This is a genomic window from Algoriphagus aquatilis (assembly GCF_042657405.1).
Taxonomy (GTDB): Bacteria; Bacteroidota; Bacteroidia; order Cytophagales; family Cyclobacteriaceae; genus Algoriphagus; species Algoriphagus aquatilis.
The window spans coordinates 217651-228897 of sequence record NZ_JBHSKS010000005.1 but is presented as its reverse complement, the minus strand read 5'-3'; the positions used below and the strand labels follow the sequence as shown (position 1 = coordinate 228897).

Annotated in this window: 10 protein-coding genes; 6 read left to right on the top strand and 4 right to left on the bottom strand. The window is 45.2% G+C overall.

Going from position 1 to position 11247, the window contains the following annotated elements; translation table 11 throughout:
- Positions 1 to 216 precede the first annotated feature (216 nt).
- Positions 217 to 378 (bottom strand): hypothetical protein, encoded by a 162-nt coding sequence (locus ACFPIK_RS09215; protein WP_377914468.1) that lies wholly within the window; start codon positions 376 to 378, stop codon positions 217 to 219.
- A gap of 104 nt (positions 379 to 482) precedes the next feature.
- Positions 483 to 1583, bottom strand: a complete 1101-nt coding sequence (gene recF / locus ACFPIK_RS09210) for a DNA replication/repair protein RecF (protein ID WP_377914466.1) — start codon at positions 1581 to 1583, stop codon at positions 483 to 485.
- Positions 1584 to 1674: 91 nt separating this feature from the next.
- Between recF and pdhA the strand changes: the two genes are divergently transcribed.
- The 5 genes from pdhA (at position 1675) to ACFPIK_RS09185 (ending at position 5825) form a co-directional block, all read left to right on the top strand.
- A complete protein-coding gene (gene pdhA / locus ACFPIK_RS09205; protein ID WP_377914464.1) occupies positions 1675 to 2694 on the top strand; it encodes a pyruvate dehydrogenase (acetyl-transferring) E1 component subunit alpha in 1020 nt (339 codons plus the stop codon).
- 113 nt (positions 2695 to 2807) lie between these two features.
- Positions 2808 to 3512: a tol-pal system YbgF family protein gene (locus ACFPIK_RS09200; RefSeq protein ID WP_377914462.1), complete on the top strand. Its 705-nt coding sequence runs from the start codon at positions 2808 to 2810 to the stop codon at positions 3510 to 3512.
- An 84-nt stretch (positions 3513 to 3596) separates the two neighbouring features.
- On the top strand, positions 3597 to 4073 hold the full coding sequence (ribH, locus tag ACFPIK_RS09195; RefSeq protein ID WP_377914460.1) for a 6,7-dimethyl-8-ribityllumazine synthase: 477 nt from the start codon (positions 3597 to 3599) through the stop codon (positions 4071 to 4073).
- Between the two features lie 25 nt (positions 4074 to 4098).
- On the top strand, positions 4099 to 5418 hold the full coding sequence (locus tag ACFPIK_RS09190) for an aspartate kinase (protein ID WP_377914458.1): 1320 nt from the start codon (positions 4099 to 4101) through the stop codon (positions 5416 to 5418).
- 74 nt (positions 5419 to 5492) lie between these two features.
- Positions 5493 to 5825 (top strand): DUF6787 family protein, encoded by a 333-nt coding sequence (locus tag ACFPIK_RS09185; protein ID WP_377914456.1) that lies wholly within the window; start codon positions 5493 to 5495, stop codon positions 5823 to 5825.
- A 176-nt stretch (positions 5826 to 6001) separates the two neighbouring features.
- On the opposite strand, the gene recG is transcribed toward ACFPIK_RS09185, so the two are convergent.
- Positions 6002 to 8095, bottom strand: a complete 2094-nt coding sequence (gene recG / locus ACFPIK_RS09180) for an ATP-dependent DNA helicase RecG (RefSeq protein WP_377914454.1) — start codon at positions 8093 to 8095, stop codon at positions 6002 to 6004.
- A gap of 89 nt (positions 8096 to 8184) precedes the next feature.
- Positions 8185 to 9252, bottom strand: a complete 1068-nt coding sequence (locus tag ACFPIK_RS09175; protein ID WP_377914452.1) for a phosphotransferase enzyme family protein — start codon at positions 9250 to 9252, stop codon at positions 8185 to 8187.
- A 167-nt stretch (positions 9253 to 9419) separates the two neighbouring features.
- Here ACFPIK_RS09175 and ACFPIK_RS09170 point away from each other — a divergent pair, with 167 nt between their 5' ends.
- Positions 9420 to 11195 (top strand): sodium:solute symporter family protein, encoded by a 1776-nt coding sequence (locus tag ACFPIK_RS09170; protein ID WP_377914450.1) that lies wholly within the window; start codon positions 9420 to 9422, stop codon positions 11193 to 11195.
- Positions 11196 to 11247 lie beyond the last annotated feature (52 nt).

Sequence of the window (11247 nt, the reverse complement as noted above, 5' to 3'; positions counted from 1 at the left end):
GGGCTGACGCCTCAAAAATCAATTTCTCCGACTTCGTCAACATCCAGAAAAAATTACAAGCACTCAAAAAATCAGATAATCCTACACTAGCAGCAGCGTTTCATACCAGAAATTAGCCAAACTTGAGCGGCTGGACACTTGTCCAGCCGTTTTTTGAAATTTTATTAGTCTTAATTAATTGGAAATGTACTGCTCTGATCTATTGAATTGCAGGCATTAATTATCTCTCATTTCAGCTTGATAATCCAGTCCATCCAGATTTCTTTTCAGCTTGCCAAAGTGCTTTTTCAGATTACCTGACTCCCCGGTCTTTTTCAACTTTTCTTCCAAGATTTTGGTGATCTCTTTGGTACCGTTTTTTCCAACTGTGATGGTCATAGCAAATTGGTTAAGTAGGAGATAGACATTCAAGCGATTGATTTCTTGATTCTTTCGATTTAAATAAAAGCTGTGAATCAAAAAAAGGCCAAGTGAGTTCAAAGCTAATTTTTAGCACTTCCCTTTTCCACTTCAAAAAAGAACACTTCCGAATCCAACTCTCCCAAAATCCCTCTGGATCGCTCGGGGCGAGCATCCGTCAGAAAGATCTGCCCAAAAGTTCCTTTCGACACCAAGTCCATCAGCTTGGCGATCCGGTCATCGTCAAGCTTGTCAAAAATGTCATCCAAGAGAAGTAGTGGCTTTTCTCCTTTGGCTTGCTCAAAGATTTGAAACTGGGCCAGCTTCAAAGCGATGATAAAGGACTTCTGCTGTCCTTGACTTCCGATTTTGCGAAGCGGATGATCTCCAATGCGGAACTCAAAGTCGTCTTTGTGAATGCCGGCATTGCTGTTTTTGGTGGCCAGGTCCTTTTGCCGCAGGCTCAGAAAGTAAGCTTCAAAGTCCTCTCTCAAGGCTTCCGTTTCGTAGATCACTTCTACTTTTTCTCTGCCAAGCGAAATCTCCTCGTAATATTCCTGAAGTACCGGCCCCATTTCCTGCATCAAGTCTGCCCGTCGCTGGGCAAGTAGGATGCTGAGTCGGATGAGTTCCTGATCATAGCTTCCGAGCAGGGTCAGGTCCCGCCTGCCCGTCTCGGCAAACTGCTTGAGTAGGGCATTGCGCTGCTTGAGAAAGTGATGGTAGCGGATCAACTGATCGAGGTAGCTGCGATCGAGTTGGGAGATGAGTCCGTCGAAAAATTTTCGTCGGCCTTCACTGCCTCCTTTGATGAGTTCGGTATCGTCCGGCGCAATCAGGACGAGCGGGATGAGACCGACATGCTCGCTGGTTTTGTCAAGAGCCTTTCCGTTTTGGAAGATCTGCTTCTTTTTCCCTGCCTCAAAAGAGCAGCGAACTTCCAGAGGTTTTCCTTCGATTTGGAGCTTCCCTTTGATGGTGAAAAAATCCATCCCATGGGAAATATTCAGGCTATCACTGCTTTGCACCGCACTTTTGGTGAGGGACAGGTAGTGGATGCCATCCAGGATGTTGGTTTTGCCACTGCCATTCAGTCCCAAAAAGCAATTGATCTGAGGGCTGAAAATCAGGCTGGTTTTGAGGTGGTTTTTAAACTGGATGAGGTCGAGAGACTCCAGAATCATGAAGGCAGGGAATTATTTGGGTGGCATCCTGATTTTTAGGTCGGGATTACTATATTTGGGGCCTAAAATAGCATATTTTGATTAGTACGATATGGCAAAGAAAACTGCAGCGGCTAAGTCCAAAGTGAAATATTCCAAAGAAACCTATGCTTACTGGTATGAAAGCATGCTCTTGATGAGAAGGTTTGAGGAGAAAGCGGGTCAGCTTTATGGCCAGCAAAAAATCAGAGGTTTCTGTCACCTGTACATTGGACAAGAGGCTTGCGCTTCCGGCGCCATCACAGCCTTGACCAAGGATGACAAGTGGATTACCGCTTACCGTTGCCATGCCCAGCCACTGGGATTGGGAACCGATCCGGGAGCAGTAATGGCTGAATTGTACGGCAAGGCTACCGGTACCACCAAAGGTAAGGGAGGCTCCATGCACATTTTCGACAAAGAAAGAAACTTCATGGGTGGTCACGGAATCGTAGGTGCACAGGTACCTATGGGTCTTGGAATCGCCTTTGCTGAAAAATACGCCGGTACCAAGAATGTCTGTATCACCAAAATGGGTGACGGTGCAGTTCGTCAGGGTGCCGTGCACGAAGCATTTAACCTAGCGATGTTGTATAAGTCTCCGGTGATTTTTGTGATCGAAAACAATGGATACGCCATGGGTACTTCTGTAGCCCGTACGTCCAATGTGACGGAGCTATACAAAATTGGTGAAGCGTATGACATGCCTTCCTTCCCTGTGGATGGGATGGATGTGGAAGCAATCCATGAGGCGGTGTACGAAGCTGCAGAAAGAGCGAGAAGAGGTGATGGTCCGACCTTGTTGGAATTCAGAACCTACCGCTACAAAGGGCACTCCATGTCCGATCCTCAAAAGTACCGTACCAAAGAGGAAGTAGAGGAATACAAACAGCGCGACCCGATCGAGCAGGTACTTGGTACGATCCGAGAAAACAACATCATGACCGAAGAGGAAATTGAGGCTGTAGTAAAGAAAGTAAAAAAGCAGGTGGATGATGCGGTGAAATTTGCCGAAGAATCGCCTTGGCCTGATGGAATGGATGCCTTCAAGGACGTGTACGTTCAGGAAGACTATCCATTTGTGATGGAATAATTCCCCTATCTAAGTCACAGAAAGCCATGAAGTCTTTCGCACTTCGTGGCTTTTTTATTGGCACTTGTGAATTTGATAAAAACCGTATATTTGCGACCGAAATTTTGAGTAATATGGCAACCAAGCAATCTAAAAAAGCAGACCAAAACGAACTTCTCGAAAACCCAGAAGTGATCGCAGAGCGAATCGGTAAAGGCGAGGCTTTTTTGAAAGAGAATAGCAAAATATTGGCGGGCGTGATCGCCGCTGCAGTGATTTTGATCGGTGGAATTCTTTTCTTCCAGATCAACACTCAAAACCAAAATGAAAAAGCACAGGCTGAGATGTTTCAGGCGGTGTATTTCTTTGAGCAGGACAGTGTGGATTTTGCTCTTAATGGTGACGGAATCAACAAAGGTCTTATCTCTATTGTAGAGGACTATCCACGTACAGATGCAGCCAATCTTGCCAATTTCTACATTGGATCGATCTACCTTTCTCAAAAGAAATTCCAAGAAGCATTGACGCATTTGGAAGATTTCTCTTCTGATGACTATTTGGTACAGTCAAAAGCATATTCTTTGATCGGTGATGCCAACTTGGAATTGGGCAATATCGATGCCGCCATCTCGCAATACACTAAAGCTGCGCGTACCAATGAGAATAAATTCATGTCTCCAAAGTACTTGGCTAAGCTTGCTGTAGCCCAGGAAGAAGCAGGTAAGATTGAGGACGCGATTAAGACGTACACTGAGATCGAAGAGAAATATTATGAATCATTTGAGTACGCTGCTGCTCGAAAACATAAAGCTCGCTTAGAAGGCCTTGCCGCTAAGTAATGCTTCTTTTGTATGCATACTAGAAGAGTAAGGCCTTAGGGTCTTACTCTTTTTTGTTTTAATCCACTCCAAAATCAACTATTTATGGCCACCTCACTCAAAAGCCTAAGCGAGTACAGTTCAAAAAATATCCTGGACATCAGTGCAAAGAAGTTTGCCATCGTGGTGTCTGAATGGAACGAAGAAGTGACAGAAGCTCTTTACTCCGGGGCCTTTCAGACGCTGCTTCAGCATGGAGCGAAAAAAGAAAATATCATCCGAAAGAATGTTCCCGGCTCTTTTGAGCTTTCCCTTGCGGCACAATGGTGCGCACAGGATGAAGGCATCGATGCGGTGATTTGTTTGGGTTGTGTGATCCAGGGCGAAACCCGTCACTTTGACTTTATATGTGATGCAGTCGCACATGGGATTACCAATGTCAGCTTGAAATACAACAAGCCCGTGATTTTTGGTGTTTTGACCCCAAATACCCAACAGCAGGCTCTTGACCGTGCGGGAGGAAAGCATGGAAATAAAGGGGATGAAGCAGCCATCACGGCAATCAAAATGCTCGGATTTTAATTTCAAACCTATATAGACTCTAGTTATGAAAATCATGAAGTTTGGCGGTACCTCCGTGGGCCGTCCAGAGCGCATGCACCAGGTTAAAGACCTGATTACCCGTGGGGACGAACCTACCATCGTGGTACTTTCCGCACTGTCCGGCACTACCAATGCCTTGGTAGGTATCGGAGAAGCCTTGGCTGCAGGAGATAAATCCCTGGCAAAAGAGCGTATAGATACGCTGCATGCCCATTATTTGGCCTTTTACCCTGCTCTGGTACAGACTGCCGAGGCAAGAGCAAAGGCAGAAGAGATCATTAAGGAGCACTTTGAGTTTTTGAATATTCTGTTGAAAATCTCCTTTAATGAGGCGATCAACCGCGATATCCTAGCTCAGGGGGAATTGCTTTCCACCAAGCTGTTTTTCACGCTTTTGGGAGAGTTACAAATCCCTGCGGTGTTCCTTCCTGCCTTGGATTTCATGAGTATTGATGAGAATTCTGAACCAGAACTTCCAAAGATCTCTGAAAAGCTGAAGGCCATTTTGGCTCAGCATCCTAAGGAGAGACTGTTTATCACCCAAGGATATATCTGCAAAAATCACCGAAATGAAGTCGATAACCTCAAACGTGGAGGAAGTGACTACACAGCATCTTTGGTGGCGGCTGCCATCAATGCTTCGGTGTGCGAAATCTGGACCGACATTGACGGCATGCACAACAATGACCCGAGAGTCGTGGACCGTACCCGTCCGATTGCTGAAATGTCCTTCGACGAGGCAGCCGAGTTGGCCTACTTTGGAGCTAAAATCCTCCATCCCGCTTCCATCTGGCCTGCACAGTTGTATAACGTGCCCGTGAAATTGCTCAACACTATGGAGCCTACCGCTCACGGTACCTTGATCAAAGCTGAAGTAGAGACGACCGGAGTAAAAGCCATTGCGGCCAAGGACGGCATCACCGCCATCAAGATCAAATCAAGCCGTATGCTTTTGGCGTATGGGTTTTTGAGAAGGATTTTTGAAGTGTTTGAAAAATACAAGACACCGATTGATATGATCACCACCTCCGAAGTTGCGGTTTCCGTGACCATTGATGACCTGAGCCATTTAGAGCAGATTCAGGCGGAGTTGGAGAGCTTTGGCACGGTGGAGATCGACCGTAATCAGGCGATCATCTGCGTGGTAGGCAATAAAGTAGCCGAGACCAAAGGAGCGGTACAGTCCGTATTGGATTCATTGATTAATATTCCGGTACGTATGGTGTCTTTTGGAGGAAGTAAGCACAATGTGTCCATCCTCGTAGATGCGCAGTATAAAACTCAAGCATTAAAAAGTTTGAACGAAGGAGTTTTCACTTGGTAAAATATACAATGCCACAGATGCTCAGATTTTATCTGTGTTATCTGTGGCTAACCCTTTATTCCTAATTTCATCTCATGCAAAAAGAAAAGCCTGGATTTCTTCAGCGCCTCCAGACCAAATGGAAATTGGATAGTCTATTTCAGGTCGTGATGGTGTTGGTGGTATTTGCCTGCACTGGCTTTACCATTTTGTTTATCAAAAATCCGATTCTTGACTTTTTTGGGATCGAGCGGGGAGGAGGTCAGGGATTTGTCAATACGGTTTTGTACTTGCTTTTAGTATTGCCGCTCTATCAGATTATCCTACTGATCTATGGATTTATTTTCGGGCAGTTTAACTTCTTTTGGGAAAAGGAAAAGCAAATCTTTAGACGAATCGGAAAGCTTTTTGGTAAGAAAGGAAATTAACTGAATTACAATCTTTTAATTACGATTTCAGAATTACGATTTACGACATTCAAACGTACTTCAGAGATTATACCATGAATCTAATCTTCTGAAAATAGTAATTGGGGTTCTTCAAAATGTCGTAAATCAAAAATCGGAACTCGTAAATCACCCTGTCGTAATTCGGAAATCGTCCCTCAACTGATTCTACTCCAATTCACCGCTGTTTTTTTCTGTTGCTTCACCTGTCTCAAAATTGCTGCATTGTCCGGTTGCGCAAGTTCAGGATCATTGATGACAAGCTGCTGGGCTGCATCTCTTGCCAACGTCAATAAGGGTGCGTCTTTGCTCAAGTCAGCAATCAACAAATCCGTAATTCCGCTTTGCTGAGTCCCCATCAGGTCTCCAGGTCCTCTCAGCCTCAGGTCTACGTCTGCGATTTCAAATCCGTCGTTTGTCCGAACCATTGTTTCAAGTCGGATTCGGGAATCCTTGCTCAATTCATATTTGCTCATCAGCACACAATAGCTCTGCTCAGCGCCCCGCCCTACACGTCCGCGAAGCTGGTGAAGCTGTGAAAGTCCAAACCGCTCGGCATTCTCAATCACCATCACCGAAGCATTGGGTACATTGACTCCCACTTCGATCACGGTGGTGGCCACCATGATGTGGGTTTCACCCTTTACAAAACGCTGCATTTCGAAGTCTTTGTCTTCCGCCTTCATTCCTCCATGGACGATGCTGAGGTGGTATTGGGGAAAAGCACGGGCAATACTTTCATAGCCATCCATCAGATTTTTCAAGTCGAGTTTTTCTGACTCTTCAATCAGCGGATAGACAATGTAGACCTGTCGGCCTTTTTTGATCTCCTCGTTGATAAAGCCAAACACCTTGAGCCGATCTTTGTCATAGCGATGGACGGTTTGGATGGGCTTTCTTCCAGCCGGCATTTCATCTATCACAGACACATCCAAATCGCCATATAAGGTCATCGCCAGAGTCCTAGGAATAGGAGTGGCTGTCATGACGAGGACATGCGGTATAAATTCCTCATTTTTTGCCCACAGCTTAGCCCGCTGTGCCACTCCAAACCGATGCTGCTCATCCACAATTGCCAAGCCTAGGTTTTGAAATTGAACTACATCTTCAAGCAGGGCATGGGTTCCAATCAGAATTTTCAGCTCCCCGTTGAGCAATTCTTCATGGATGATTTTACGGGCAGATTTCTTCACCGAACCAGTCAACAGGGCAATTTTTAGTCCCATCATTTGGGCATAGCCTTTCAGCCCTTCGTAATGTTGATTAGCCAAAATCTCCGTCGGAGCCATCAAGCAAGCCTGTGCCCCCGAACTGATCGCAATGAGCATACTGATAAAGGCCACCATAGTCTTGCCGCTTCCTACATCGCCTTGCACCAGTCGATTCATCTGCCGGCTGGATTTCATATCTCCATAGATCTCCCGGATGACTCGCTTTTGCGCATTGGTAAGATCAAAGGGGATATGGTTTTTGTAGAAATCGGTGAGTAGGTCGGTATTGGAAAGGATTTGACCACGGGATTTTTCCGTGCGGGTCACTTTCATCATCAGCAGGCGGAGCTGCAGGTAGAAAAACTCCTCAAACTTCAACCGCTTTCGTGCCCGATGAAGCAGTTCCGGTGAAGTAGGAAAATGGATTTGCCGAATGGCTTCTTGTTTTCCAATCAATTGGTATTGATGAAGGATTTCGGGCGAAAGCGTTTCGGGAATTTGTGGAAAAACCAGTGGAACCAGAACTTCAAGGATCCTCGAAATGCCTTTGGAATCCAGAAATTTTGCTCGCAGCTTTTCTGTAGTAGAGTATACAGGCTGAAAGGTGTTTCGCTTCTCATTGGCTGCCGTGATCGGTTCCATCTCGGGATGCGCCATCGACCACTTGCGGCCATATTGGGCGGGTTTTCCAAAGAAAATAAATGCAGCGCCCACTGGAAGTTTTTTCACTACCCATTGGATTCCTTTAAACCAGGTCATCTCCATTTCTCCGGTCTCGTCAAAAACTTGGGCTACCAGTCGCTTTTTCCCACCTGTCCCAATCAGCTCCACAGTTTTGATCCGAGCCATGATCTGCACGTTTTCGAGTTCTTCGTTCAGGTCTCGGATTTTGAAAAACTTGGTGCGGTCTTCGTAGCGGAAGGGATAATGCTGAAGAATGTCTCCGTAGGTAAAAATATTCAGCTCCTTATTGAGGAGTTCGGCCTTTTGAGGGCCGACACCTTTGAGGTATTCGATGCGGGTATCAAATATTCCGGACAAGTGAGCTGAGGTTTGAAGAGAAACAAATTAAGCCTTCGCGCTTCCAATTGCCAAGGTTTGGAATGAATAATCCTTAGAGTAAATCCAACTCAGGTAGTTGAGGTGATGTTTGTCCACCTCATTTTTAGAAGTTCCCTTTGGCTTTGCTGGCTTTGGAGGAAAATCATCTGGTTTTTGGCGCGATGAAAATTTTGCTCGGGATAAGTCACCTTGTAATAGATATTTCCCTGAAGGTGGTCGGTGAAAAACCGAAGCCCCATGATCAGGGTCATGATTTCTCCTCCTAAAAGAAGAGATTCCGCTTCTTTTGAATTTGTAATACTTTGGACTCCCTGCCAATATCCTTTTAAAAGTTCTTCGAACAGATTCGCGTGAAGCCTGATATTTTCCCAATTGGTACTGGTTTCGGGCAGACTGCAGGCCACCGTGCGGACAAGATCTCCAAAATCATACATGAGATAGCCTCCCATCAAGGTATCCAGGTCGATAATGGCTTCCACTTTAGTCAAGTCTTCTGAAAAAATCAGGTTATTGATCTTGGTATCGTTGTGTGTCACTCGCAAGGGTAGATCATGAATCTGATCGAGGTACCAGTCTACCAAGGGCTTTTGGTTTAGGTAAAAGTCCAGAATTTCCCGTTCTTCCGATGTCAGCCCAGATTTCGTCTGTGCTACTTGGGCCAATTTTTCAAATCTGAGATCAAGCCGATGAAAGTTGGGGATCGTTTCTTGCATTTGCTTGGCATCTATATCCTTGGCCCAGTTGGCAAATTCACCATAAGCCATAGCAGCAAGATAAGCCTGTCTAGGATTTTCAATTTGCTGCAAGGTTTTTCCCTGTACAAAATCAAATAAACGATAATGGTGTCCATTGATTTCGCTTAGGCCACTACTCCACTTATTTTTAATAGGAAGCGGAAGCTGAAAGGGCAAGGAGTGGTTTTTGGCAAACTGGTACAGCATAGCCAAGTTATGATCTATCCGTTCAGGAAAGTTGAAAACGGATTGATTGAATCCCTGAAGAATCCATTTTTGCTTCCCTTGGGTGATTAAGTAGGTTTGGTGAATCAGACCTTCCCCAAACGGGGCGAATTCCAGAGTGGGATTTTGAGAAAATGGATAAGCATCACAAAGTGCTGATAGGAGGGTAGGGTTCATCTTGCGAAAATAGCCAAGAATTGAAATTTGGCAGAATTGATTTTTTATGCGTCCCGAGCGCTTCAAATTGGACAATTTTTTAGCTGGTTTCAAAAAAAAATTAAAAAAGACATGATTTATTAAAGAAAATATTTCTGTTAATTGGGTGCTAGTTTAATCCAGACCCTATGAATGTAACCGCTTTAGATTGGGGCATTATTGCAGCCTTCTTTATCATTTCCTTATTAATAGGCTTGTTTACCGCTAAGTCAGCTGGTAGCTCTGCCAAAGAGTTTTTCCTGTCCGGTAGAAATATGCCTTGGTGGCTCCTTGGGGTTTCCATGGTGGCAACTACCTTTTCGGCGGATACTCCTAACCTTGTCACTGATATAGTCAGAAAAAACGGTGTAGCAGGCAACTGGGCTTGGTGGGCGTTTTTGCTTACAGGTATGCTGACCGTATTTGTGTATGCCAAGCTGTGGAGAAGATCTGAAGTGACTACCGACCTTGAGTTTTATGAATTGAGGTATTCAGGCAAAGGTGCGGCCTTTTTGAGAGCGTTCCGGGCAATTTATTTGGGAGTCTTTTTCAACGTGGTCATCATGGCTACGGTATCCTTGGCTGCCATCAAAATCGGCGGGGTAATGCTTGGACTTTCTCCTGTCCAGACTCTCCTAATTGCTTCAATCGTGACTGTGGTCTATAGCTCACTGGGAGGTCTAAAAGGAGTCCTGTTGACAGACTTTTTCCAATTTTTCATTGCCATGGCTGGTTCCTTCGGAGCAGCGTATTATGTGCTTGATCTTCCGGAAATTGGCTCATTGAGCAATCTTTTGGCTCATGAAGTGGTCGCTTCCAAGTTGGATTTCATCCCGGATTTTACGGATCCCAATGTCTACATTCCCATTTTCATCCTTCCGATAGCCATCCAATGGTGGGCTACTTGGTATCCGGGAGCTGAGCCTGGTGGAGGTGGATACATCGCTCAGCGAATGCTATCAGCCAAGGATGAAAAAAATGCCATTGGCGCCACCTTGTTTTTCAACATTGCTCATTACGCCTTGAGACCTTGGCCTTGGATCATTGTGGCCTTGTCTTCTCTGGTAATTTTCCCAAATATCTCTGACCTGCAAGCCGCATTTCCAAATATTCCAGTGGATAAGTTGGGCGATGATTTGGCCTATCCTGCAATGCTTTCCTTCCTGCCAACTGGACTGGTAGGGATAGTTTTAGCCTCACTCATAGCCGCGGTGATGTCCACGCTTTCCACACACCTCAATTGGGGATCAAGCTATGTGGTCAATGATTTTTACCTGAGATTTATCAAGCCAGAGGCTTCTGACAAAGAACTGGTAGCTGTCGGTCGGATTTCAACCGTGCTTTTGATGGTACTTTCTGCTTTCTTGGCTTTGGCGATGTCTTCAGCCTTGGATGCCTTTCAGATTCTGCTTCAGATCGGGGCGGGTACAGGTTTGATCTTTATTCTACGCTGGTTTTGGTGGCGAATTAATGCCTATACTGAAATCTCTGCTATGGCGATTTCCTTTGTGGTGGCCATTTTCTTCGAAGTCATCAATCCTAAACTGGGGTTGATTGATATCCCCGTGGAGGAGTCCTATATGAAGTTGATTTATTCTGTGTCGATCACCACCATTGGCTGGCTAATCGTCACGTTTATGACTCAGCCGGAAAAGGACGAGGTATTGCTTTCATTTTATAGAAAGGTGACACCCGCATCTATGGGGTGGAAAAAACTATTGGATCGATATCCGGCCGAAAAAGAAGAAAAAGGTACCCTTGGAAAAGAAATTGGGCTGATGATCACCGGGACTTTTATGGTGTATGCTGCCTTATTTTCGACTGGATTCTTTATTTATGGAAAAACAATGGAAGGTCTAATCGCAGCTGTAATTGCGGTGTTAGGAGGATTAATAATTATCAAATCCTGGAAAAAGCTCCATTGATTTAGTTTGCACAAAGCTAAAAAGCCTGCTTGACGTGAATTCAAGCAGGCTT

Excerpts from the sequence above, each read along its gene's own strand:
- ACFPIK_RS09185 (WP_377914456.1), top strand. The coding sequence starts at position 5,493 with ATGCAAAAAGAAAAGCCTGGATTTCTTCAGCGCCTCCAGACCAAATGG.
- ACFPIK_RS09170 (WP_377914450.1), top strand. The coding sequence starts at position 9,420 with ATGAATGTAACCGCTTTAGATTGGGGCATTATTGCAGCCTTCTTTATC.
- ribH (WP_377914460.1), top strand. The coding sequence starts at position 3,597 with ATGGCCACCTCACTCAAAAGCCTAAGCGAGTACAGTTCAAAAAATATC.
- recF (WP_377914466.1), bottom strand. The coding sequence starts at position 1,583 with ATGATTCTGGAGTCTCTCGACCTCATCCAGTTTAAAAACCACCTCAAA.
- pdhA (WP_377914464.1), top strand. The coding sequence starts at position 1,675 with ATGGCAAAGAAAACTGCAGCGGCTAAGTCCAAAGTGAAATATTCCAAA.
- ACFPIK_RS09190 (WP_377914458.1), top strand. The coding sequence starts at position 4,099 with ATGAAAATCATGAAGTTTGGCGGTACCTCCGTGGGCCGTCCAGAGCGC.
- ACFPIK_RS09215 (WP_377914468.1), bottom strand. The coding sequence starts at position 378 with ATGACCATCACAGTTGGAAAAAACGGTACCAAAGAGATCACCAAAATC.
- ACFPIK_RS09200 (WP_377914462.1), top strand. The coding sequence starts at position 2,808 with ATGGCAACCAAGCAATCTAAAAAAGCAGACCAAAACGAACTTCTCGAA.
- ACFPIK_RS09175 (WP_377914452.1), bottom strand. The coding sequence starts at position 9,252 with ATGAACCCTACCCTCCTATCAGCACTTTGTGATGCTTATCCATTTTCT.